At 63.2% G+C, this 25356-nt stretch carries 13 protein-coding genes; 1 reads left to right on the forward strand and 12 read right to left on the reverse strand.

Annotation, left to right across the window (positions count from 1 at the left end):
• Positions 1-115 precede the first annotated feature (115 nt).
• On the forward strand, positions 116-517 hold the full coding sequence (locus tag AC07VH_RS09465; RefSeq protein ID WP_489630354.1) for a hypothetical protein: 402 nt from the start codon (positions 116-118) through the stop codon (positions 515-517).
• Positions 518-520: 3 nt separating this feature from the next.
• Here AC07VH_RS09465 and AC07VH_RS09470 read toward each other — a convergent pair whose 3' ends face one another.
• From AC07VH_RS09470 to AC07VH_RS09525, 12 genes are all read right to left on the reverse strand, one after another.
• Positions 521-1054 carry a hypothetical protein gene (locus tag AC07VH_RS09470; protein WP_494787306.1) on the reverse strand — a complete coding sequence of 178 codons (534 nt, stop codon included), beginning with the start codon at positions 1052-1054 and terminating at the stop codon, positions 521-523.
• Entirely contained in the window at positions 1011-2279 is a 1269-nt protein-coding gene (locus tag AC07VH_RS09475; RefSeq protein WP_494787307.1) for a tetratricopeptide repeat protein, read from the reverse strand. The genes AC07VH_RS09470 and AC07VH_RS09475 overlap by 44 nt, the downstream gene beginning before the upstream one ends.
• 4 nt (positions 2280-2283) lie before the next feature.
• Entirely contained in the window at positions 2284-3876 is a 1593-nt protein-coding gene (locus AC07VH_RS09480; RefSeq protein WP_494787308.1) for a tetratricopeptide repeat protein, read from the reverse strand.
• A gap of 2 nt (positions 3877-3878) precedes the next feature.
• Entirely contained in the window at positions 3879-5306 is a 1428-nt protein-coding gene (locus AC07VH_RS09485) for a phospholipase D-like domain-containing protein (RefSeq protein WP_494787309.1), read from the reverse strand.
• Positions 5307-5962: 656 nt separating this feature from the next.
• A complete protein-coding gene (locus AC07VH_RS09490; protein ID WP_494787430.1) occupies positions 5963-8656 on the reverse strand; it encodes a type VI secretion system Vgr family protein in 2694 nt (897 codons plus the stop codon).
• A 226-nt stretch (positions 8657-8882) separates the two neighbouring features.
• Positions 8883-11039: a S46 family peptidase gene (locus tag AC07VH_RS09495; protein WP_494787310.1), complete on the reverse strand. Its 2157-nt coding sequence runs from the start codon at positions 11037-11039 to the stop codon at positions 8883-8885.
• Between the two features lie 87 nt (positions 11040-11126).
• Positions 11127-13262, reverse strand: coding sequence for a PAS domain-containing sensor histidine kinase (locus AC07VH_RS09500; RefSeq protein ID WP_494787311.1), 2136 nt, complete (start codon positions 13260-13262; stop codon positions 11127-11129).
• A complete protein-coding gene (locus tag AC07VH_RS09505) occupies positions 13259-15841 on the reverse strand; it encodes a chemotaxis protein CheB (protein ID WP_494787312.1) in 2583 nt (860 codons plus the stop codon). The genes AC07VH_RS09500 and AC07VH_RS09505 overlap by 4 nt, the downstream gene beginning before the upstream one ends.
• A 127-nt stretch (positions 15842-15968) precedes the next feature.
• Entirely contained in the window at positions 15969-17390 is a 1422-nt protein-coding gene (locus tag AC07VH_RS09510; RefSeq protein WP_494787313.1) for an efflux transporter outer membrane subunit, read from the reverse strand.
• Entirely contained in the window at positions 17387-20626 is a 3240-nt protein-coding gene (locus tag AC07VH_RS09515) for an efflux RND transporter permease subunit (protein ID WP_494787314.1), read from the reverse strand. Before AC07VH_RS09515 ends, AC07VH_RS09510 begins: the two co-directional genes overlap by 4 nt.
• Positions 20623-23739, reverse strand: coding sequence for an efflux RND transporter permease subunit (locus AC07VH_RS09520; RefSeq protein ID WP_475415219.1), 3117 nt, complete (start codon positions 23737-23739; stop codon positions 20623-20625). The genes AC07VH_RS09515 and AC07VH_RS09520 overlap by 4 nt, the downstream gene beginning before the upstream one ends.
• Positions 23736-25085, reverse strand: coding sequence for an efflux RND transporter periplasmic adaptor subunit (locus AC07VH_RS09525; RefSeq protein ID WP_494787315.1), 1350 nt, complete (start codon positions 25083-25085; stop codon positions 23736-23738). Before AC07VH_RS09525 ends, AC07VH_RS09520 begins: the two co-directional genes overlap by 4 nt.
• Positions 25086-25356: the final 271 nt, after the last annotated feature.

Here is a 25356-nt window from a genome sequence, read left to right on the forward strand (position 1 = left end):
CCCCTACTTGATACATTGTTGATTTATGCAGGATATTTCAATCGACACGCTCTCCGTGATCGCCAGGCAATGCATTGCCGTCACGTGCCTGCAACGTTTTTGCCGGCGCTTTGATATGGATCATCCCGCCCTGGCCGCGTTCGCCGCTCACGTGTGGAAAGTGGCGCAACTCGCGCCTGGAGGGTTTGCAGCCTGGGAACGGGGCTTTGCATCCCTGGCCGTGACGGGCATGGGCGATCCCTGGCCGGAAGACGTGCGCGCGGCACTGCCCGGGCACCTGCTGGGCACGCTGGAAGCACTGGTGCAGCATGTGCTGGAAACGAGCGCCTGCACCTGGCATGGCGATGACCTTGCGGCAAGCAGGCGCCAGCTGGAAGCCGTCTTTGCCATCTGCGTCCGGCATGACGTGGCGCTACCGCAGTTTGGGCACTATGCGCAGCACGATGCGGCGCTGCGCGGCGGCTGGGGGCCGGCGCTCACGGACGGGGAAGTGAAGGCCTGGCAAGCCCTGATATAGCGCTCACGCCAGAAGGCCTTGGCGCACATGCTCGAGCAGGCGCTCCTCTTCATCCGTATCGGCATCGATTTGCGTGACCACGGTCCAGAACGGCGCGCACGTCCTGATCTGCTCGAAAGCACGGCTCGTTTCCAGCCGCACCATGGTTTTCCTGAGGCTGTGCAGATAGCCTTCCTCGATGGCGCAGAGCAGCTCGTCATCGGCGGCGTCGATCAGCTCGCTTAAAGCATCTTCGATCCTTGCATGCCCCTCCTCCCACAATTGCCCGATTTCCGGCACGTCGGCTTCCATGCACTCGTTCGACCAATCAGGAGGATAGTAATCGCGCGCCCTGTTACCGGGATCGGTATCAAAGCTCAGCGAAATGGACGGGAACGATACGGCGTTGAAGGCAAAGGCTGAAAATGCCTGATCCTTGAAAGCGGACGCGCCCAGCAGCGCCAGCGATGCGCTGGCCAGCCTGAACCAGGTTGCCTCGACGTCGTAGGCTGTTTCAAACGCGTGCCAATCCGGCGGCAAATCGGGAGTCTGGGGCATGGGAACCTGTCGAAAAAGAATAGCGGAGGATAGTGGAGGAATTATACGTGGCACAGCCTATGCGGCAGGCCGTGGCGCGTGAACAGTGCGGGCGATGCCGGGACGGCAAACCGGCGGGACGCAGCGCATAGTTGGCGGCCAGGAAATATGGTTTTTGCAACAGCGAGGCGGCGCTTGGCTGCGGGGTGGCTGGCGGCGGGCGGACGCCCATGGCAGCATCAAGCAGGCTCTTTCGTTGACCATCCCAAGGCGGCAGATCGGCCGGTGGCAATGGCAAGATTTTATCGAGGTTGGGAAAGCGGCGATTGGGGTTGAAGCCGAGGGCATCTCCTAACACTCCATATCGTAAGGCTCGAGCCTTATCGATGTGCGGAGTGAACATATTGGATAAATCAAAGGGATGGTCAAATTCTATTTGCAATGCGTTAGCGCAACTTTCACAACCGAATTTGACACCCTCATGCAATACCTTTAGGGCGCGCGCTTTTGTTTCAGGGGTGCTGTCTCCGTTTGCGGTCCCATCAGATGATCTTAAAACCACATACAAATAATGCAAATCAAATGCGGCTTGGCCATACCCTTGTGCAAGCGCACACTCCAGCATTTTGGTCGCTACAGGAATGTTGCCCCACATATCAATACCTGGGTGATCCTCTCCAGCAGTCAATTTTTCGCCGAGAAAACCCATTGCCTGCGGATTTCCCATCTGCGCCGCCTTTTGCCAGAAGGCATAAGCACGAGTGATGTCGCCGTTGACACCCGTGCCATTCGCGTAATACGTCCCCATCCGGTCATATGCGGCCGGTATGCCCAGCCGCATCGCCTTTTCCACCAGTTGTACCGCCTCTTCATTACCGTATAACGGATCGCGCCCTTCCACATACAGGCTGGCCAGATTGAGCATCGCCTTCCAGTGCAATCGCTCTGCCGCCTGACGCGTCAAATCGACGATTTTTTTGTAGTCGCGGTCTTCCACGAAAATTTCAGGATCTTCCAAGGCGCGCGCTTCGAGAAACCGGTCCTCCGCTTGCGCATCGATGGGCGGCACCTTGCTTGCCTCGATTTCGCAAATGAAGTCGGGAACATGCGGATTGAAGAGGGGCAGGCTCTGGTTACGTGGCAAGACTTTGTCGTCTGGCATTTTGCAGGCAAGCAGGCAGCACAAGACAATCAGCGACGCAAAGCGTCCTCTCGCGGCAGCCATGCTGGATTGATTGCGATCCATTGCCTTATCCAAGATCAGGAGGGGAGGCATCCATCAAATGCCACGTCACGTCGCCATCTGGCAAGTCCAGCAGCCAGTCGCGGCGCGGTCGCGGGAACGGCGCGCCCTGGTTCAGCCACGCCTGGCGCCAGTACTGGTTGACGATGGCCTGCAGCGGATGGTCGGCCGCCACCCACGGTTGCCAGACGCCGCTGACCGGACAGGCTTGCCCGCAAGCGCAGCTCAACAAAGGCTCGGGCCGCGCCACCTCGCGCAGCAAACCGCGCGCCGCGCGCGGTTCCACGGCGCCATGGTTGTGCCGTATCGTCAGGCACTGCTCCCACGTCACGGGGCCATAACGACTGTTTCCGTCAGCATCGAGCACGCTGAAATGGCGGAACGCTTCGCCTTCACTGAACAGCCGGGCCGGCTCAGTCGCTCCTTGCCCTTTGGCGGGTTGCCAGTATGCGGAAAACGGCGCAGTCGGCGCGTCGCTGTGCAAGCCGGTGGGACGCAGCGCATAGTGGGCGGCCAGGAAGTACGGTTTTTGTAATAGCGCGGCGGCGCTTGGCTGCGGAGTGGCTGGCGGCGGGCGGACGCCCATGGCGGCATGCAGCAAGGTATCCCTGTCGCCATTCCAGGGCGGCAGATCGGCGGGCGGGAGCGGCAAGACCTTGTCCAGATTAGGAAAGCGCGCATTGGGATTGAATCCCAGTTCACGATTAAGTACCGCATAACGTTCGCCGCGAGCCTTGTCCACATAGGGCGCCAGCATATCGGCAAGATCAAAAGGTGAACCAAATTCAATTGCCAATGCGCTCGCGCACTCAGCGCAGCCAAACTTGACTCCCTCATGCAACACATTTAGAGCACGCTGTTTGGTTGCAGGAGTTCGATCGCCAATTTCATCGCCATTTGCAGCTCTTGGTATTGCATACAAATAGTGCAGGTTAAACGCAGCAGGCCCGTATCCCTGAGAAAGCGCACATGCCATCATTTTTATCGCTACGGGAATATTGGCCCAATATCCAGGAATAGCACCGTCTGTTCCCGCTCTTAATTTCTCTCCTAAAAATGCCATCGCCTGAGGATTGCCCATGACAGCAGCCTTTTGCCAGAAGGCATAAGCGCGAGTGATGTCGCCGTCAACGCCGGTGCCATTCGCATAATACGTTCCCATCCGGTCATAGGCGGCAGGTATGCCCAGCCGCATTGCCTTTTCCACCAGTTGCACCGCATCTTCCTCACCATATAAAGGATCGCGCCCTTCCACATACAGGCTGGCCAGATTGAGCATCGCCTTCCAGTGCAATCGCTCTGCAGCCTGATGCGTCAGAGCAACGATTTTTTTGTAATCGCGGTCTTCCACGAAAATTTCAGGATCTTCCAAGGCGCGCGCTTCGAAAAACCAGTCCTCGGCTTGCGCATCAATGGGCGGCACCTTGCTTGCCTCCACTTCGCAAATGAAGTCAGGAACATGCGGATTGAAGAGCGGCAAACTTTGGTTGCGCGGCAAGACTTTGTCGTTTGGCATTTTGCAGGAGAATAAAGGTATACATAGGAAAACTGCCAAGATAAAAAATGGCGGGCGAATGAATATCTTTTGATACTGTTTCATGCTCACCCCAGACGTATAGTAGAACTTCGGCTATCTTCTAATGGCAACAGAAAACCAATCATTTTTTTTAATTTTGCTCCTCCTTTTTTTGCCAGCTTTTTCGTCCGATTGGCCTTCATTAAGTTTCCCCACTTTTCAAAAGCATCCACAATCTCCGCCTTCGTCCCGCCCCCGCCATCAACCAGTTCCCCGCTATGCATGCGCCACACCCGCTTGCGCAAATCGCGGGCCACGCGGTGGTCGACGGTGGCGATATTGATTTCGCTGTCGACGGCCATGCTGCGCTGGTTCAGATTGGCGCTGCCCAGCGTCATGAACGCGTCGTCGACCAGCATCAATTTGGAATGGATGTAGATTTCACGGTAGCGCCAGCGGTCCTTGTCAAACGCGCTGACATTGAGCATGGCCACCGATACCTTCAGCCCGAATTCGCTTTCGAGCGTCATCGCACCGGGTTTGTTGATGCCGTTGGCATGCTGTACCACGTCGGGCAACTTGACTTCCGCCTCAGTGGAAATGCCGAATCCGGCCCTGACACGCCGGGTTTTCGGTCGCTTGTTGTAGTCGTCGATCATGGTGTTTTGCCCCGTCATGCCAGCCTGCTGCCCCAGCGCCGCCAGCGTATCGTGGGTGCGCGGCACCATCTGCGCGCGCTCCGGCACGGGGATGACGATGAACACGTGCATGACCGGCATATCTTCAAGACTCTTGCCCGCCTTGACACTGCCGGCCTTCCACGCGGCGACCACCTTCTTGCGCTCGGCCAGCAAGTGCCGGGCCCATTCTTCATACTGGAAATACTGGTTTTCCACATACAGGTAGCCGGCCGCCAGGCTGGCCTGGGTCACGGCGCGAAAATAGGTTTCCTTGATCGTCTTGTCTTGCTCCTCGGGCTGCGTCAGAACGATCTGCACGGTGGAGTCGCTTGGTCCGGCCTTATCCAACAGCCGCGCCGGTGGGCTGCCACATGGCAACTCCCGGCTAACACAGTCGGTGGAAGCCGAACGCGTGCGGTCGTCGATCGCGCGGTCCCATGCCTTCACGAAATTGTTGTAGAGCGCGATCAGCGCACGGCCGCCGTCGATGCGGCAGGCGTAATCCTGATAGGGCTTCAAGGTGGCGAAGCCGCCGTCCTCGGCCACTCCCTGCACACACTCGCGCCGCTCGTTGACGCCGCCCTGTTCGCGGCGCGTATCGTCGAGCAGATGGGCCGTCGTGTCCCAATAATCGGTCACCGAGTTCAGGCCCATCACGTAACCGACGGCCTTGGCGCCCTCTTCGTGATCGAAATCGATCAGGACCGGCTTCTGGTGGTGCGTGCCCAGGTATTGCATGCCGGGCTTTTCGATTTCCCCCATCGTCAAGCCGTGCGGCTGGTTGATTTCGGTCGCGATACTCTTGCTGATCGCGGCGCTGTCGCCGTGCCGCAAACGAATTTCCAGCCCCCCCGAACAGGCCCTTGAACGCGGCCGCATACCAGCTGTAACAATATTCTTGACGCGCCATTATCGGCATATTCTCGGGCCGGAGGTACTCGCCCCAATAACCGTTGCCTAAAATATGTTTCTTTTTTTGGACAGCATCGTGCAACATCGCCAGGCTGGCTTTGGCGCTGATGTCATCAAAGCGTTGTCCATCGGTTTTCCATGGCGAGGTGCCGTGCGAATAGCCCGGCATATTGCGCACCATCGGCGAACCGATCCGGTCATGCCAGACCAGCAGGCGTACCCTGACGTGCCGCCGTGCGGCGGCGATCAGCAAATCACCAAAGGTTTCGCCACGCGGCCAGGTGGCGCTGCTGCCGCGCACCAGTTCCATGCCCGGGTCGAAACCCCAGCAGCACAGGTCTATCGAATGTTTAGCCTTGGCGATCTCGCCGGCGATGTCGGCGAACCCTTCCTGTCCGCAAATGAACAGTGTCAGCTTGTTGTTGTGCGTAATCGGATGAGTGGCCTTGCCCTTCAGGTTGCGGTTTTCCAGCAGCCACTGGAGCGAACTGGTCGCAGTCCGTCCGACTTCGTCGATATGGGTGGTTTCGATGCGGCCGCTCGATTCCGGCATGGCGCTCTCCAGTCAGTGTCGTGCATCATTGAACCCCGCGGCCGTCGGCGGTGTCGTCGAACGCGCGCCAACCGCGGTTCGACAGCTTGTGTTCGCCGTCCGGCGCCGCGTCCGGGTCGAAGCGTGCGCTCGCTTGCAATGAAAACTCTTCGCCATTGCCAAGGACGACACGGTAGCGCGGCGTGCCGTCCTGATGCTCGATCAGGATGCGGCCGAATTCGTCGGTCAGGCCATGCTCGACTTCGGCTTCCCCGTTGTACAGCGTGTACGGCACCTGCGCGTATTGCCCGCCATCCGCATGGGCCTGTATCGTATGCTGCAACTGCCCCGCTGCCGGCGCGATGGGCGGCTCCAACTCCGGTTGCGGCCGGTTCTTGGGCGCCAAGGTTTCCAGGTTTCCATGGAACAGCGTCGGCGACGCGGTAAAAAACTGTACCTTGTCGCTAATTTCAAGCATGCAATCGGCGCCATGCAGGCGCACGCCTTTGCGGCCCCGGATATTCACCCAGTCGGTCTGACTGATCAATTCCAGCACCTTGTTGGCGACGATATCGACCGCATCGGTTTGCGCCGCGATCTGCACCGGGCCAGCTGCGGCGATCAGTTTCATGCCAGCCTTGTGGACGAACAGGCGGAACGCTGCGCCGATGCTGGCGAACAGGCCGCCGCCGGCCGCCAGCGACAGGTCGCGCCCGGACGTCAGCGCAGTGTGCTCGGCGCTGGCGATATGCGTCGATTGCGCGGTCGTCGTTTCGATACCGGCCGGACTGGCCAGCACCAGATGCGGCTTGGATAGTTCGGGAAATGCGCTTTCGCCACTGCCGGCACCGCCCTTGATCGCGGCATGCTGGGCATTGAGCACATCGGCGGCGGCACCCTGCTGGGCGGCGCTTTCTTGCGCGCCGTAATGCTGCGCCAGGGCGGCAAGCGCCTTGTGCCGCTCAGCAGCCTCGGCCAACCGGCGCAAGGTTTCATCCATGCTCTTGATATGCGAGGCGGCGCCAGGGCGCGCTTCGGTGGTCAGCAACATACCGCGCCCGGCCCGCGCCACGCCCCAGGCGTCTGACGCCAGTTCCCAGCCCTCGCCACGCGCATCCTTGCGCCCGCCGGCGTCTTCGATGCGGCTGATGCAGCCGAGCGACAATTGGCTGTGCTGATGATCGCTTTTCAGTTGCGCCTGGATGCGCTGGTGCGTGTCGTCGAGCACCAGCTGGTTGCCGCGCACGCCGCAGCCGCCGCCAGGCATCAGCTCGGCGCTGCGCCAGCCGCCCAGCATGCGTTGCCCCGGCAAATTCCACGGCGGCGCATGGTTGCCGTTGTACACAGCACCGACGATGACGGGACGGTCGATATTGCCGTCGAGAAACTGGATCAGCACTTCCTGGCCGATGCGCGGCAGCGCGATCTGGCCAAACGCCTGGCCCGCCCATGGCGTCATGACCCGGATCCATGGCGAACTGCCCGCGTCGAACTTGCCCAGCCGGTCCCAGTGAAATTGCACCTTCACCCGGCCCAGCCCGTCGGTATGGATGGTTTCGCCTGCCGGCCCGGTGACGATCGCCGTCTGCACGCCGGGCAAGGCGCAAGGTGTGCTGTTGAACTGCCGCCCCGGATACCAACGGATGCTCTTGCGGATGCAGTTAAACCGGTTTTCATAATGCGACTTCGCGCCCGTGCCTGCCTGGTAATTGTTGCTGGCGACGTGATCGACCGACAGGATCAGGTATTCGCGCGCGCCGATGTCCGGGCGCGCCGCCTCACCTCTGGCCGGCATGGATTGCTGGGCGCTGAAGTGTCCGCCCAGCGTGAAACTGCGCCCGGCATGGGCGCAGCGGTGATTGCCGCCCGCTTCGAAGTATTGCGCCTGGCAGTTCTGCTCCTCCAGGCGGCGTTGCGCCAGCGCTTCGCCGTCGCCCATGCCGGCATAGCCATAGCCGGTGTTTTGATACAGTTCATGGGCAAACACGTCGCCCTGCTGGTGCAGCGCATAGCCGCTGGCGCGGCTGGCATACGGATGCTTGTAGTTGAAGCTGGCCAGCGTGAGCGAGCCTGAGGCGATCTTGCGTATTGCCTGCCAATCGCGTATGCCGTCGCGCTCCAGCGAGCCGGCGCCGCTGCAAAACACCATCTCGTCGGCTTCGCTGGCATGGCCGTCGCCTGGATCGATGCTGTCGCTCAGCCAGGTATTGTCGCCCAGACAGAGCGTATGGCCGTCGGCGCGATGTTCATACCAGTAATGGATACCCTGGTCTTCCCAGCGCCGGTGCAGATGGTTGTAATCGGTTTCATTATGCTGGTTGGCGCAGCTTAATATCGCTTTTTCCTCATGCAGCCGGTTTTGCCAGTCGCGCTGCAAATAATGATTGAAGGTCGTTTCACTGATGTCGATGACCGTGCGTTCGTGGAACGAGACGTTGTCCATGCGCAGCCTGGACAACGCCAGCCAGGGCTGCAGCACCATCTGGTAGAACGCGAAACCGCCATCGCTGCGCAACAAGCGAAATTCGCCGACATAACCATTAAAATAGCGCAAGCTGCCGTCATCGCGCACCATCGAAATCGTGACCATGCGTCCCATCATCGCCGTCAGGGGAACGTGGAGATTGTCGGACAGCACTTCGACGTCGAAGCGGAAGTCGCGTGACATTTCCTCGTGTGCCCGCAAGCTGTTGACCAGCAGCGCGGTATCGGGCGGACCATCCTCGCGCGGGAAATCCATGCGCAGCAAGCGGCTGTCCTGAACTTGTCTGCCCGCCCCGAAAAGGCGCGCAAGATCGGCTGCCAGCTCGCCATCATCCATATTGCCTCCATCCCATAGTTTCCCTGATCCATGCTAACCATGGCGGACGCTGGCATATTGATGGAACTCAAATCAGTTGGCCATACGCAAAAAAGCCGCATCGGCCCCGGGGCGGATGCGGCTTTGCGCTAACGCAAGCTGAAGCTTACTTCTTGGCAGTTTTCACAGACTTGGGATACTTGATCGTCATTTCCTGCAGCAAATTATCCGCGTGGTCCACTTCCTTCATCACCCACAGCATGTAGCGGATGTCGAGGTGGATGGCGCGCGTGATGGCCGTGTCGAAGTACCAGTCCTTGGTGATCGATTCATACGTCGAATCGAAGTTCAGGCCGATCAGCTCGCCACGCTTGTTCATCACGGCCGAGCCGGAATTGCCGCCCGTGGTGTCCGCGCTGGTGAGGAAGTTGACGGGCACCGTGCCCAGGGCCGGGTCGCGGAACTGGCCGTAGCGCTTTTGCTTGACGGCGTCGATCAAGCCTTGCGGCGCTTCGAACGGGGCCTTGCCCGTGACTTTCTCGACGATGCCTTCCACGGTCGTGAACGGCCCCTTGGTGATGCCGTCGCGCGGCGAATACGGCGCGACCGTGCCGTAGGTCACGCGCAGGGTCGAGTTGGCGTCAGGATAGACCGGCTTGCCTTGCGATTTCTTCCAGGCGATCACGGCTTGCATGTATTGCGGAATCACGCGTTCCAGGTTACCGTCGATTTCCTTGCGGCGCTCTTCCAGCGCCAGTTCCACGGGCTGCAGCTTGACGGCCAGCTGCATGAAGGCGTCGTAGGACTGGGCCACGGCAGCCTGGTCCTTTTCCAGCCAGGCCAGGCGCTTGGCCGTGTCAGCCAGTTGCGTCTGCTGGTACAGGGCCGCCACGGCGCCTGGGGCCGGCAGCAGCGCGTCCAGGCCTTGCGGGTGGCTCTTCGCCGCCAGCTGGGCATAACGCTTCAGGCCGGCTTCAAAACGCGCCTGGTCGACCTTGTTGACGTACGACTGTTCCAGGCGCGTCAGACGGGCCTTGATGAAGGCCAGGTCGCGCTGCTGGAAGCCCGATTCGCGCTCGGCGTCCGGCTTCTGGCGCTCTTGCGACAGGCGGTAGACGGTGCGCGCGCTTTTCAGCAGATCGCTGTTGGTGGCCACCGTCCAGGCGAACTCTTCTTCGCTGAGGGCCATGTCGCTGGCGATCGCCGCGTCCAGTTCGGCCAGCAGGGTGGCCGACACGTTCGGCTGCTTGGCGTACCAGGCGCGGAACTCGGCGTCCTGTCCATCCTTGATGGCGGCGATGTCCTTGCGGGCGAAACCGTCGAGCAAGCCCTGGGTTTTCTTCAGCACGTTGTTGATGCTTTTCACCACGCTGGCGTAGCGCACGGCGGAGGCGGCATCGCCCTGCGTCGCGTCGGCCATCACGGCCAGGTCAGCTTGCAGTTCGGACACTTTCAGGGGGAAGGCCGTATCGCGCGCGAAGCGGATTTCCGCCGGCAGCTTGTAGCGGCTGGTGCGGCCGGGATAGCCCGCCAGCAAGATGCCGTCGCCGGCCTTCAAGCCTTCGGCCGAGACCACCAGGAAGTCCTTCGACTTGTACGGCACGTTGTCGGGCGACGGGTCGGCCGGACGGCCATCCTTGCCCACGTAGGCGCGCAGGAACGAGTAATCGCCCGTGTGGCGCGGCCATTCGTAGTTGTCGGTGTCGCCGCCGAAGTTGCCGATCTTGTCCGATGGCGCGTACACAAGGCGCACGTCGCGTATCATCATCTGGCGGATGCGGTAGTACTCGAGGCCGCGGTGGAAGGCTGGCACGGAGCAGCGGTACATCTTGTCCGTTTCGCATTCGGCGATCAGGTCCTTGATGCGCTTTTCCACGGCTTCGTGGCGCGCGCGGCCGCTCATGTCGGCCGTCAAGCCTTTCAGCACGCGCTCGCTGACGTTTTCCACCTTGTCCGTCACATACACGAGGCTGTTCGGACCGCCCGGCAGCTCGCTGGCGCGCGTCTTGGCCAGGAAGCCGTTGGTGATGTAATTGTGTTCCGGCGTGGAATTGCGCTGCACGGCGCCATACGCGCAGTGATGGTTCGTCACCACCAGGCCCGCGTCGGAGACGAAAGCGGCCGAGCAGCCGCCCAGCGACACGATGGCGCTCATCGGGTGCTTGCTCAGGTCGGCGAGTTTTTCTGCAGGAATGTCGATGCCGACCCGTTTGAGTTCGGCTTTCAGCTGTGGCAGCTGGTGTGGTTGCCACTGCCCTTCGTCGGCGTGTGCGCCGGCGAACGCGCCCAACAAGGCGACTGGTAAAACGATTGTTTTGAACAAGATATGCCCCTCCATGAATAGCAGGCGAAAGTATAGCCTGTCCAAGGGGCCTGGGTCGGCAAAAATTGACCCATTGCAATTTCTGTATCAGGCGGATGGACGCCCCACGCCGTGCAGCGGAATCTGCAATGCCAGCCGGCAGCCGGCACCCGACGCGGGCAAGCCCACCTCGAAATGCCCGCCCAGCGCCGTCACCCGCTCGGCGATGCCGATCAGGCCAAAACACTGTTTCTTGCGCTGCTGCTGCGGCGTGATGCCGATGCCGTTGTCGCTGATGGCCACGTACACGGCGCAGGCATCCGAACTGAGCTCGATCTCGACCTGGCTGGCCTGGGCGTGCCGCATGACGTTGCTGAGCGCTTCCTGCACGATGCGGAACAGCACGATCTCGGCCTGGCTGCCGATGGCGGCAAACAGGGCCTCGTCGCGTATCAGCAGACGGCAGGCGACGCCGCTGCGCTTGCGGAAGTCGCCCACCTGCCATTCGATGGCCGCCTGCAAGCCCAGGTCCAGGGCCATCGGGCGCAGCTCGTTCATGATGCCGCGCACGCTCTTGATGGTGGTGTCTACATTGCTGAGCACGGCGCCGACGCGGCGGTGCAGGCGCGGATGGGAACCCTCGGTGCGCGCGCTGAGCATGGAAATGTCGATGCGCAGCGCCAGCAGGTTTTGCCCCAGCTCATCGTGAATGTCGCGCGAAATGCGCTTGCGCTCGTCTTCCTTGGCCGTTTCCAGGTGCAGCGCCAGCTGGCGCAGCTGGGCGTGCGACTGGCGCAAGGCGCCATCCATCAGCTTGCGTTCCGTGATGTCCGTGTGCGCCACCACCACGCGCAGCGGCCCTTCGCCCAGAAAACGGCTGATCCTGGCCTGCGACCAGCGGGGACCTGAGCGCGTGGTAAATTCGTATTCGAGCGCAAACGCGTCGGCGGTGCCGGCAATGACGGAGCGGATGCCGGCGGCCAGCTCGCGTCCGGCGCTGCGCTGCCAGCGCGGGTCCATCTCGCAAAATTCCAGGTAGTTCAGCGGCCGCGGGATTTGCCCGACGAAAGCCAGGCAAGCCTGGTTCGCATGCACGATGCTGCCAGCCTGGTCCAGCACCAGCACGCGGTCCGTCAGCGAATCGATGGTGGCATGAAAGAAACGCTCGGCATCGCGCAAGGCTTCCTGCGCCCGCTCGCGCTGGTGCACTTCCAGCTGCAGGTGCTGGTTGGCGCGCAGCAATTCTGCCGTGCGGTCGACAACCCGCTGGTCCAGCTCGCGGTGCAGTTCGCGCAGGTCCGCCTCGGCCAGCTTGCGTTCGGTGATATCGGAAAAGACGCCGACAAAATGGCTGATGGCGCCGTCCTGGCTGCGCATGGGCGTGATCGACAGCGATTCGACGAAGCGCTCGCCATTCTTGCGCCGGTTCACCAGCTCGCCATACCAGCTGCCATCCTGGTGCAGGCTGCGCCACATGGCTTCATAAAACTGCGGCAAATGCGTGCCGCCGCCGAGGAAGGACGGGTCGCGTCCGATGGCTTCCTCCGCCTGGTAGCCGGTGATGGTGGTGAAGGCGGGGTTGACGGAAATGATGCGGTTGTCGCTGTCCGTCACCAGCACGCCTTCGCGTATGCTGTCGAGAATGACGAAGGCGCGCCGCAAGGCCGATTCGCGCGCGTGCTCGTCGCCCAGGTCCGTCACCAGCATGCGCGCCGTGGCGCTGGCCGCGTCGAAATTGGCCTCGATGCGCACCATGCCCATGCCGCCCGTGCCGCCCGCCTCGGCTTCGAACAGCTGCGCTTCGAGCACCTGGCGCGCACCGCTGTTGAAGACGGCGTCGAGGAAACGCCGGAAGCGGCCCTGTGCATGGGGCGCGACGAATTGCTCGAAGCGCCGCCCCAGCAGCTGGTTCTTGTCGCGCTGCAGCAAGCCGCAAGCGGCCACGTTGACACGCGTGACGACGCCATCGCTCGCCAGCGAAAAATAGCTGACGGGCGCCTGCTCGTACAGTTCCGCATAACGGTCGCGGCTGCTTTCAAATTCATTCTTCAGCTGCTCCAGCTCGGCCAGGGCCGCGTTCTGCATTTCCAGCTCGATCTGGCTGACCTGCAGCTCGTGCAGCTGGCGCATCATGTCTTCATTCGACTGCGGCGGCGGCACGGCCTGGCGCTGCTCCGCCGCCAATTGCTCGGCCTGCTCTCTCAGCCTGGCAGGCACGGCACCGCTGTCGAATGGTTCGCTCATGGCGCGCTCTCTCCGCCCGCCCCGTCCGACTGCATCTGGCGCAGCTGGGCTTCCAGCAGCTTCGATTCCGTGATGTTGATGAAGGTCACCACCACGCCGTCGATCACGTTTTCGATCGTGCGGTACGGCATGATGCGCACGTTATACCAGCGCCCCGTCTTGGTCGGCACCTGGCGCTCGCAAAATACCAGGCTGCGGATGACTTCGAGCGCATCGTCTTCCAGGTCCGGATAATCGAGGTCATTGACGATGTCGCTGAGCGGACGGCGCAAGTCCGTCTGGATCAGCTTATAGATTTGCGTGGCCGGCGCCGTGAAACGGCGGATGCGCAAGTCGCTGTCGAGGAAGATGGTGGCGATATCGGTGCTGTTGAGCAGATTCTTCATGTCGCTGTTGACGAGCGACAAATCATCGACCTTCGATTGCAGCTCGGCATTGACCGTATACAACTCCTCGTTGAGCGACTGCATCTCTTCCTTCGACGTGGTCAATTCCTCGTTCGTCGACTGCAGCTCTTCATTGGTCGACTGTAACTCCTCGTTGGCCGATTTGAGTTCCTCGCGCGAGGTCTGCATCTCGTCGCGCACGGCCTGGATCTCATTGCGCGCCTGCGCCAGCTGCTGTTCCAGTTCCAGCACCTTGGGGTTCGGCGAGCGGCCGCGCCGCGCTTCGGCCACCAGGGGCACGCTGGAAAACGTGACAAAGACCATGCCGCGCAGGGATTCGGGCTGGCTCAGGGCTTCGGCGCTCAGGTCCACGCCCAGCGATTGTCCCAGGTGGTCCTTGACGACCAGGCCCTTCAGGCGCACCACGCTTTCGCTCTGCAGCGCCTGCTTGATCAGGCCGGCCAGCTCATAGCGCAAGCCTTCGCGCGCCATGGCGTGGATATTCCAGTTGGCCTTGCCGGCCGCCGGTTCCAGGAAGGCGCCCGTACGGCCATTGATATACAGGATGTCCCCATCCTGGTTCAGCAGCGCGGCGGCAGGTGAGTATTTCTGGAGCAATAATTGCTCGACATGGGATTGAATCTTTCCGGTCATGCTGACTTCTCTCGTGTCGCTAGGTGTGGGGGGGGATGCCAACGAAACCTTGGTGGGAAAATACGTGGGCAGGCGCTGGCGCGCCAGGTTGTCGAGGCGGCGGTACAGCCGGGTCGACGTGGTCAGCGGCGAAAACAGCTCGGAAAAATGACCGGGCGTATCGGCGCTGCCCAGCAGCAAAATCCCATCGCGGTTCAAGGCGTAATGAAACAGGGGAATCAGGCGCTGCTGCAGCTTGGCATTGAGATAGATCAACAAGTTGCGGCAGCACAAGATGTCGAGCTTGGTGAACGGCGGGTCCGAAATGATGTTTTGCTGGGCGAAGATGATCGTGTTGCGGATCTCTTTCTTCACATGGTAGCCGTTCTTGTCATTGATAAAGAAGCGCTCCAGCCGTTCGGCGGATACGTCGCTGATGATGCTGTGCGGAAAGCGCCCCTGGCGCGCGCGGTCGATGGCGTCGGCCGACAGGTCGGTGGCAAAGATCTGCAGGCTGTATTTCGACGGCGGATTGATGCCGGCCACCACTTCATGGAACACCATGGCCAGCGAATACGCTTCCTCGCCCGTGGAACAGGCGGGCACCCAGGCCTTGAAGGCGCGCCCGTCCGGGTGGGCCGCCAGCATTTGCGGCACGACCACCATCTTCAGGTATTCCCACACTTTCGGATCGCGGAAAAAGCTCGTCACGCCGATCAGCAATTCCTTGAACAGCAAGTCGATTTCCGCGGGATTGTCGCGCAGGTAGGGAACGTACTCTTCCATCGACGTCATCTGGTACAAGCTCATGCGCCGCTCGATACGGCGCAGCACCGTGTTGATCTTGTAATCGGTAAAACTGTTGCCCGTATGCTCGGACAGCAAGGCGACGATTTCCTGCAGGGAATTGCGGCCGTTCGGTTCATGCCCCGGCAAGCTGAGGAAACTGCTGCGGAACAGATAGGTGATGATCTTGTCCGGCATCTTGTCGGGGAAATCGACGAGGTCCACCACTTCGGCGGAAATCGCGCTTTGCGGCATCATGTCGAACTTGGCCGTATCGGGATGCTGGGCCAGGGTCAGTCCGCCCGCCTGCTTGATCGCCTGCAAGCCGCGCGTGCCGTCGCTGCCCATGCCGGAAAAGATCACACCGACGGCCAATTCGCCCAGCTCGGCGGCCAGGCTTTCGAAAAAGGCATTGATGGGCAGCCGGTGTCCGCGCAGCTGCACCGGCTCGCTGAGCACGAATCGGCCCTTGGACAGGCCCAGGTCCGCATTCGACGGAATCACGTAGATATGATTGGGGCGCAATTCCGACTGATGCGTGATTTCCGCGACGGGGATGCTGGTGGCGCGCTGCAGCAATTCCGGCAGCATGGCTTTTTGCGTGGGATCGAGATGCTGGATCACCACATAGGCGATGCCGCTTTCCTGCGGCACGTTCGCCAGGAAAGCGACGATGGGATCGAGTCCGCCGGCGGAAGCGCCGATGGCCACCACGGGAAAGACGATGGTGGCCACGTCGGGAACGGACATATTGCTGTGTTTGCTGCGTGTCATCGTCTGCAAGAAAGCAGCCACGGCGGGACCGTCAGGCTGGGAATTGATAATCTTGCATTCTAGCACTCAAGATGCGCAGGAAAACGTGAATTTGGCGCAGGGGTTTTACCCTGCGCCAAGCCGCCCCTTACTGCGCCTGCGGCACATGCCAGCCGCCGCCCAGCGACTGGATCAGTGCCACGGCCGTCGTCTGGCGGTCCGCCTGGGCCTGCACCAGCGAACGGCGCGCCGACAGGGCCGTCACCTGCGCCGTCACCACGTCCGTGTAGCCGACCTGGCCCGCGTTGTAGCGGTTCAGCATCTGCTGTTCGACCTGGTCGGCGGCCGATGACGCCTGCTGGCGCAAGGCCAGCTGCTCGGCCAGCGCGCGCGTGGCCGACAACTGGTCTTCCACGGCGCCAAAGGCACTCAATACCGTCTGGCGGTAGCGCGCCACGGCCGCCTCATGGCCCGCCTTGGCCGCGTCCACGCTGGCCGTCGTGGCGCCCGCGTTGAACAGGGTTTGCGCGGCCGACACGCCCAGGGACCACAGGCTCGACGATGCATTGAACAGGTCGCCCACCTTGCTGGCGCCGGAACCATACGATCCCGTCAAATTCAGGCTCGGGTAGTAGGCCGAGCGGGCGATGCCGATCTGCTCGTTGGCCACGGCCACCCGGCGCTCGGCGGCGGCGATGTCGGGACGGCGCTGCAGCAGGGTCGATGGCACGCCCAGCGGCACCTCGGGCACGGTCAGGGTCCACGGCGCCACGGCCAGGCTGAAGTCGGACGGCGCGCGGCCCAAGAGGATGGCGATCGCATGTTCCAGCTGGGCGCGCACGCGCGTCTGGCTGGACAGGTCGATCTGCGCATTGGCTAGCTGTGTCTGCGCCTGCAGCAGGTCGGACTTGGCCGCGATGCCCGAGTTAAAACGGTTGCCGGTGATCTCCAGCACGCGCTTGTAGCCATCGATGGTGGCGTTCAGCAGCGCGATCTGCGCATCGCTCTGGCGCAGCGAAAAATAATTGGTGGCCAGCTCGCCCTGCGCCGACAGGCGCGCGGCGGCCAGGTCCGCCGCGCTGGCGGCCGCGCTGGCGTCGGCCCCCGTCACGCCGGCGCGCAGCTTGCCCCACACGTCCGGCTCCCACGAGGCGCCGATGGCGGCCTTGAAGTTGTTGTTCGTCTGCTGCTCGCCGCCGCCACCGGAGCGGGCGCCGCTGCCCGTCAGATTCACCGTGGGGAACAGCGAGGCGCGCTGTTCGCGCACCAGCGCGCGCGCCTGCTCGTACGACGCGACGGCGGCCGCCACGTTCTGGTTCGATATGTCGATGCCTTCGGCCAGCTGGTTCAGCTGCGCGTCGCCGAACAGGGTCCACCACGGCCCCCGCTCCAGTGTGTCGGCCGGCGCGGCAGGCTGCCAGCCGGCCGCCTCCTTGAACGTTTGCGGCGCGGCTGCCGTGGGCGTTTCATACGCGGGGCTGACGGCGCAGCCAGCCAGCAGGACGGCAGCAGCCACGGCCAGCAGGCGGCGTGCGGGGACGGCGGAGAAAATAGGTTTTACTTGCTTCATGATTGTGTGCTCGGGTTATCTGGCCCAGGAATGCGGCTCAATTGCTGCTCGTCGGCGCTGCGCGTGCGCAGCTTGTCGAGCAGGATGTAGACCACCGGGGTGGTCAGCAATGTGAGTAACTGGCTGGCGATCAGGCCGCCGATGATGGCGACCCCCAAGGGCTGGCGTAGCTCTGACCCCTCGCCGAAACCGATCGCCAGCGGCAAGGCGCCAAGCGCCGCCGCCAGGGTGGTCATCAGAATGGGGCGGAAACGCAGCAGACATGCCTCGCGCACCGCTTCCACGGCTGTCAGTCCGCGCGAACGCTCGGCCTCCAGCGCGAAGTCGATGATCAATATAGCATTTTTCTTGACGATACCGATCAACAGGAACACGCCGATCAGGGCGATGATGGAAAACTCCATGCGGAACAGCAGCAAGGCCAGCACGGCGCCCACGCCCGCCGACGGCAAGGTCGACAGCACGGTGACGGGATGGATCAGGCTTTCGTACAGGATGCCCAGCACGATGTAGATCACCACGATGGCCGCCAGGATCAAGAGCGGCTGCTCCTTGTTGCTGTCCTGCGCGCTCTTCGCCGAACCCTGGAAACTGCCGCGCACGTTGACCGGCATGCCGATTTCCGACTCCGCCTGGGCCACGGCAGCCTGCCCGTCGCTGAGCGGATAGCCGTCGGCCAGGTTGAACGACACGGTGGTCGCCAGTTCCCCGCCCTGGTGGTTGATCGACGTGGCCGTCGAGCTTTCCGCAAAGCTGCTGAACGACGACAGCGGCACCATGTGCGCCAGGGTGGTGGACAGAGCCGAGCCGCTGGACGGATCGCGCGCCGCCGTCGTGTTGGACGCTGTCGCGGCAACGCCGGTGGTCGCCGTCGCCGTGCTGGTGGCGGCGACGGCCGCCGCATTCGACGCCGGCACATACACGGAGCGCAGCGCTTCCGGGCTTTGCGCATAGCGGGGCGCCACTTCCATGATCACGTGGTACTGGTTCAGCTCATCGTAGATGGTCGCCACCTGGCGCTGGCCGAAGCTGTTGTACAGCGCATTGTCGATATCCTTCACTTGCACGCCCAGCTGCGTGGCGCGGTCCTTGTCGATGGTGACAAAGGTTTCCACGCCGTTTTCCGCCTGGTCCGTGTCGACGTCGATCAGGGCCGGCTGCAGTTTCATCTGGTCGCCCAGCTTCGCCGCCCATTTCTTCAGGTCGGCCTGGTTGTCGCTGATCAGGGTGTATTGGTACGTGGAATTGCTCGAGCGTCCGCCCATGCGCAAATCCTGCACGGGGTTGAGGAACAGCGAAATGCCCGTCACCTTGGCCAGTTGCGGACGCAGGCGCGCGATCACGGCTTGCCCCTTGTCCGTGCGCTGCGACGCGGGTTTCAGGTCGATGAACATGAAGCCGCCCCCTGCCCGTCCGCCGCCCGTAAACCCCACGACGGTGGCGACGGCCGGATCGTCCTTGATGATGTCGACCAGCTGGCGCAATTTACTCTGCATGGCCTGGAACGAGATGCTCTGGTCGGCGCGCATGCCGCCGTTGATCTGGCCCGTGTCCTGCTGCGGGAAGAAGCCCTTGGGCGCGGCCGCGAACAGGTAGACGTTCAAGCCGACGACGAAGACGAGGATGGTCATCACCAGCGCGGCGCTCGACAGGGCCCAGTCCAGGCAGTGCTCGTAGACTTTCAGCATGCGCTCGAAGCCCCGTTCGAACCAGCGCGCGACAGCGCCCGGCTTTTTATGCTGCTGGCCGCTTTTCAGCAGCCAGGCGCACATCATCGGCGTGGTGGTGAGCGAGATCACGAGCGAAATCATCACGGCGGCTGACAAGGTGACGGCAAATTCGCGGAACAGCCGTCCCACCTGCCCGCCCATGAACAGCAGCGGAATGAAAACGGCCACCAGCGACAGGCTGATCGACAGCACCGTGAAACCCACTTCGCGCGCGCCCAGCAGGGCGGCCTTGAAACGGTCCATGCCCGCCTCGATGTGGCGCTGCGTGTTTTCCAGCACCACGATGGCATCATCGACGACAAATCCCGTGGCCACCGTCAGCGCCATCAGGGACAGATTGTTCAGGCTGAAACCCAGCATGTACATCACGCCGAAGGTGCCCAGCAGGGAAACGATGGTGGCCACGGCAGGGATGATGGTGGCGCGCACGCTGCGCAAAAAGGCGCTGACCACCAGCACGACGAGCACGATGGACAGGATCAGGGTGAATTCGATCTCGTGCAGCGACGAGCGGATGGAATTGGTGCTGTCGGACGCCACCTGCAGCTTGATGTCGCCCGGCAGCTGCGCCTGCAGTTGCGGCAGCAGCGCGCGCACGCCGTCGACGGTGGCGATGACGTTGGCGCCCGGCTGGCGCGTGATCAGCACGATGACGGCCGGGTCGCCATTGAACAGGCCCAGGGTGTTGTTGTTCTCCACGCCGTCGACCACCTCGGCCACGTCGTCGAGGCGGATGGCGGCACCGTCGCGCCAGGCCACGACCAGGCTGCGGTAGTCGGCCGCGCTGCGCCCGCCCGAGGCCGTCGCCGCGCCCGAATAGATCTGCAGGCTGCGCTCGTCGCCGGAAATCGCCCCCTTGGGCCGGTTGGCGTTGCTGGCCTGGATGGCGGCGCGCACGTCCTCCATCGACACGGCATAGTGATTGAGCTGATACGGCAGCAATTCCACGCGCACGGCCGGCAGCGAACCGCCGCCCAGTTCCACGTCGCCCACGCCCTTCACTTGCGCCACCTTTTGCTGCACCAGGTTCGACACGGCATCGTAGATCTGGCCCGGCGTGCGCGTTTTCGACGTCAGCGCCAGGATGATCACGGGCGCGTCGGACGGATTGGCCTTGCGGTAGGTCGGGTTGCTGCGCAAGGTGGCCGGCAAGTCCACGCGCGCGGCGGCAATCGCGGCCTGCACTTCGCGCGCGGCCGAATCGATCTTGCGGTTCAGGTCGAACTGCAGGTTGATGCGCGCCGAACCCGTGCCCGACGACGACGTCATTTCGTTTACGCCCGAGATCACGCCCAGGCGCCGCTCCAGCGGCGTGGCTACCGAGGTGGCCATGGTCGCGGGGCTGGCGCCGGGCAGGCTGGCGCTGACGGAAATGGTCGGATAATCGACCTGCGGCAGCGGCGAGACGGGCAGCACGAAGAAGGCGCCGACGCCCGCCAGCGCGATGCCGATGGTCAGCAGCACGGTGGCGATGGGACGCTTGACGAACGGTTCGGACAGGTTCACGCGGCACTCCCCGCACCCGGTTTATCGAGACTGACAGCGTTCTTCCCTTTGCCCGCAAAGCGCTGGCCCAGGCGGTCGAAGCCCAGGTAGATGACGGGCGTGGTAAACAGGGTCAGCACCTGGCTGACGATCAGGCCGCCGAAGATGGCCAGGCCCAGCGGACGGCGCAACTCGGCGCCCTCGCCCCAGCCCAGCATCAGCGGCACGGCCGCGAACAGGGCCGCCAGGGTCGTCATCAGGATAGGACGGAAACGCAGCAGCGCCGCCTGGTGGATGGCTTCCTGCGGGCTTTTTCCCTCGTCGCGCTCGGCCTCGATGGCGAAGTCGATCATCATGATGGCGTTCTTTTTCACGATGCCGATCAAGAGGATGATGCCGATGATGCCGATCACGCCCAGGTCCTGGCCCGAGATCATCAGCGCCAGCAAGGCGCCCACGCCGGCCGACGGCAGGGTCGACAGGATCGTCAGCGGATGGATGTAGCTTTCGTACAGCACGCCCAGCACGATGTAGACGCAGACGACGGCGGCCAGAATGAGCCACAGCTGGTTCGACAGCGAGTTTTCATACGCGCCGGCCGCACCGAGGAAGGTCAAGGTCACCGATGGCGGCAAGGCGATGTCCTTCGCCGCCTGGCGGATGGCGTCGACGGCGCTGCCCAGCGCCACGCCTTGCGTCGTATCGAAGCCCAGGGTCGTGGCCGGGTATTGCGCCACGTGCGTGATCTGCAGCGGCGCCTGTTTTTCGCTGACGCTGGCAAAGGCGGACAGCGGCGTCGACTTGCCGGAACCCGTGCGCACCTGCAGGTCCGACAGGTCGGCCGGCGTGGTGACGATGCCCGGTTGCGCCTCAAGGATCACGCGGTACTGGTTGGTTTCCGTGAAAATCGTCGAGATGATGCGCTGCCCGAAGGCGTTGTACAGCGCGTCGTCGACGGTGGCCGTGGTCACCGACATGCGCGCGGCGCTGTCGCGGTCGATCGCCACCGTGACGGCGGCGCCCGTGGCGCCCGCATCCGTGACGACGTTGCGCAACTGCGATTGCTCGCGCATGCGGGCGGCCAGCTTGCCGGCCCACTCGGTGACGGTGGCCGTGTCGGCCCCTTCGAGCGAGACGCGGTATTGCGTCGGCCCCGATTCCGCATCGATGGTCAGATCCTGCGTCGGCTGCAGATACAGGGTCACGCCGGCCACCTGGGCCACGCGGTTGCGCAGGCGTTCCATGATCTCGTCCTGGCTGCCGCTGCGCGGGCGCTTCAGGTTGATCAGCATGCTGCCCGTGTGCAGCATGGTGTTGTTGGCCGCATCGACGCCGACGAGGGAACTCAAGGTATCGACAGCGGGGTCTTCCAGCAGCGCGCTGGCGGCCGCTTGCTGCAAGGTGGCCATGCGCGCGTACGAGACGGCTTGCGAGGTTTCGATGCGCGCCTGCAGCTGGCCCGTGTCCTGCGTGGGGAACAGGCCTTTGGGGATGGTGATATACAGGACGACGGTCAGCAGCAAGGTGGCCAGGGCCACGAGCAGGGTCAGTCCCTGGCGTTTCAGCACCCAAACGAGCGCAAGGTCGTACTGATGGATGACCTTGTCGAGGAAAGCCTGGATGCGCTGGCCCGTGGCGCTGATTTTTTCATCGGCGTGGCTTTTCAGCCAGCGCGCCGACATCATCGGCACCAGGGTCAGCGAGACCACAGCGGAAATCAGGATCGTGATGGCCAGGGTCATGGCAAATTCGCGGAACAACCGGCCCACCACGTCGCCCATGAACAGCAGGGGAATCAGCACGGCGATCAGGGACACCGTCAGCGAGATGATGGTAAAGCCGATCTGCGACGCGCCTTTCAGGGCGGCGGCCATCGGCGTTTCGCCCTCCTCGATGTAGCGGGCGATGTTTTCGATCATGACGATGGCGTCATCGACGACGAAGCCCGTGGCGATGGTCAAGGCCATCAGCGACAGATTGTTCAGGCTGTAGCCGAGCAGATACATGACGCCGCAGGCGCCGATCAGCGAAATCGGCACGGACAGGCTGGCGATCACCGTGGCGCGCAGGCTGTGCAGGAAGGCGAAGATCACCAGCACCACCAGCAGCACGGACAATAATAGTTCCATTTCCACGTGTTCGACGGAGGCGCGGATGCCCGTCGTGCGATCGCTCAGCACGTCGAGCTTCATGGCCGCCGGCAGGCTGGCCTGCAGGTCGGGCAACAGGGCCTTGATGGCGTCCACCGTCTTGATGACGTTGGCGCCGGGCTGGCGCTGCACGTTCAGGATGATGGCCGGCTGCTTGCCCGACCAGGCGCCCAGGCGCGTGTTTTCCGCGCTGTCGACGACATTGGCCACGTCAGCCAGGCGCACGGGCGCGCCGTTTTTATAGGTGATGATCAGGCGCTTGTAGTCTTCCGCCGTCACCAGCTGGTCGTTGGCGTTGATGGTAAACGAGCGCGTGGGACCGTCGAAACTGCCCTTGGCGCTGTTGACGTTGGCCGCCGCGATGGCCGTGCGCAGGCTGTCGAGGCCCAGGCCGTACGAGGCCAGCAATTTGGTGTCGCCCTGGATGCGCACGGCGGGACGCTGGCCGCCCGACAGCGAGACGAGGCCCACGCCATTGACCTGGCTGATCTTCAGCGCCAGGCGCGTGTTGACGATGTTCTGCACCTGCGTCAGCGGCATCGTGTCCGACGTGATGGCCAGCGTTAGCACGGGCGCGTCGGCCGGGTTGATCTTCGCGTACACGGGCGGCGCCGGCAAATCGGTCGGCAGCAGCGAGCCGCCCGCGTTGATGGCGGCCTGCACTTCCTGCTCGGCCACGTCCAGGGTCTGGCCCAGGGTGAATTGCAGGGTGATGAGGGAGACGCCGGCCGCGCTGGTGGAACTCATGCGCTGTAGACCCGACATCTGCCCGAACTGGCGCTCCAGCGGCGCCGTGACGGTCTGGCCCATGACTTCCGGACTGGCACCCGGGTACAGGGTCTGCACCTGGATGGTGGGGAAATCCACCTGCGGCAAGGCGGCCAGCGGCAGGAACTTGAAGCCGACCAGCCCCGCCAGCACGATGGCCAGCATCAGCAGCGCCGTGGCGACGGGGCGCTGGATGAACGGCGTCGATGGACTCATTGCGCAGCGCCCTTCGCCGGGGCGGTCGCCGGCGCACTGGCCGATGCGGAGGCCGATGCGCTGGCCGCGCCGCCACTGCCATCGGCGTGCTGGCGACGGTGGCGGCGTTCGCCACCTGCCGCGCCGCCCATGGCCGGCTTGTCGCCCGCCAGCATGACCTTCGCGCCTTCCTTCAGGCGGTCGGCGCCTTCCGTGATGACTTGTTCTCCCGCTTCCAGGCCGGCGCGGATTTCCACCATGTCGGTGGTGGCCTGGCCCCGCGTGACCATGCGCACGGTGACGGTCTTGTCCGCTTTCAGCACGTACACGAAGTCGCCGTTGTTACTGTGACGCAGGGCCGTGACGGGCACCAGCACGGCGCCCGTGATGTTGCCCAGTTCCAGCCGCACGTTGACGAACTGGCTGGGGAACAGGGCCATCTTGTCGTTCGTGTAGCGGGCCTTGGCGCGCACGGTGCCCGTCTGCACGTCGACCTGGTTGTCGAGCGCCGTCAGGCTGCCCTTGTCCAGGGTATGCGTGCGCGTGCGGTCCAGCGCCAGCGCCGCCAGGGCCGAACCGCCATTCAGGCGCTCCTGGATGGTCTGCACCTTATCCTGTGGCACGGAGAATTCCACGTCGATGGGCGACAACTGCGTCACCACCACCACGCCGCCCGCGTCGCTGGTGCTCACCAGGTTGCCGATATCGACCACCTTCAGGCCCGCGCGGCCGCTGATCGGCGAGACCACCCTGGTGTAGCCCAGGTTCAGCCTGGCCGTGCCTTCGGCGGCGCGGTCCGTCATGACGGTGCCTTCCAACTGTTTTACCAATGCGGCCTGCGTGTCGACGTCCTGGCGCGCGATGGAATCCTGGCCCAGCAGGGTTTGATAGCGCTTCAGGGTCAGGCGCGCGTTTTCCAGCTGCGCCTCGTCGCGCTGGCGCTGGCCCGTGGCCTGCATCAACGCCATCTCGAACTGCGCCGGGTCGATCTGCGCCACCACCTGGCCCGCCTTGACCATGCCGCCTTCCTTGAATTTCAGCTCCTTCAAGATGCCCGACACTTGCGGACGCACCGTCACCGTGGATGCGGCCGTCACCGTGCCCAGCGCATCGAGCACCACGGGCAGGTCGGACTTCACGGCCGTGGCCACGCCCACGGTGGTCGAGGGCGCGCCGCGGCGTCCGCCAGGCCCGCCCGGGCCACCGGGGCCGCCAGCGCCGGGGCCGCCCTGGGCGCTGGCGCCGGAATGGGTCAGGTACCAGGCACCGCCGCCCAGCGCGCCCATCACTGCCAGCGCGATGACGCTACCGACGATTTTCGAACGGCGGCTGCGCCGCGGGGTATGGGGTGCTGTCTGCGAATCCATCGCTTATCCTTGTAGTGGCCGCTGGCACGGCGAGTCTGTGGCGCCGGCCGAGGTGGGACACACTCAGGCCGGACGACCGTTTTTCGGGGTTGTTTCGGTACATAGCCGGGGGAGTCAAGAGCTGAAAGTCAGCTGAAAAAACATCGCTCCCTAGCGTGAAACGACTCTAGCATAGTCATGTAACTGTTTCATTTCTACTTGAAACAATTACACACAGCCAGGCAGGCATGGGAGGAGCAGACGGGCCGGCAGGCCGGCCGCCACTGCGGGG

The sequence above is a fragment of the Janthinobacterium sp. GW821-FHT03C10 genome (genome assembly GCF_059420865.1).

Excerpts from the sequence above, each read along its gene's own strand:
- AC07VH_RS09465 (WP_489630354.1), top strand. The coding sequence starts at position 116 with ATGGATCATCCCGCCCTGGCCGCGTTCGCCGCTCACGTGTGGAAAGTG.
- AC07VH_RS09470 (WP_494787306.1), bottom strand. The coding sequence starts at position 1,054 with ATGCCCCAGACTCCCGATTTGCCGCCGGATTGGCACGCGTTTGAAACA.
- AC07VH_RS09475 (WP_494787307.1), bottom strand. The coding sequence starts at position 2,279 with ATGGATCGCAATCAATCCAGCATGGCTGCCGCGAGAGGACGCTTTGCG.
- AC07VH_RS09480 (WP_494787308.1), bottom strand. The coding sequence starts at position 3,876 with ATGAAACAGTATCAAAAGATATTCATTCGCCCGCCATTTTTTATCTTG.
- AC07VH_RS09490 (WP_494787430.1), bottom strand. The coding sequence starts at position 8,656 with ATGGATTTCCCGCGCGAGGATGGTCCGCCCGATACCGCGCTGCTGGTC.
- AC07VH_RS09500 (WP_494787311.1), bottom strand. The coding sequence starts at position 13,262 with ATGAGCGAACCATTCGACAGCGGTGCCGTGCCTGCCAGGCTGAGAGAG.
- AC07VH_RS09505 (WP_494787312.1), bottom strand. The coding sequence starts at position 15,841 with ATGACACGCAGCAAACACAGCAATATGTCCGTTCCCGACGTGGCCACC.
- AC07VH_RS09510 (WP_494787313.1), bottom strand. The coding sequence starts at position 17,390 with ATGAAGCAAGTAAAACCTATTTTCTCCGCCGTCCCCGCACGCCGCCTG.
- AC07VH_RS09520 (WP_475415219.1), bottom strand. The coding sequence starts at position 23,739 with ATGAGTCCATCGACGCCGTTCATCCAGCGCCCCGTCGCCACGGCGCTG.
- AC07VH_RS09525 (WP_494787315.1), bottom strand. The coding sequence starts at position 25,085 with ATGGATTCGCAGACAGCACCCCATACCCCGCGGCGCAGCCGCCGTTCG.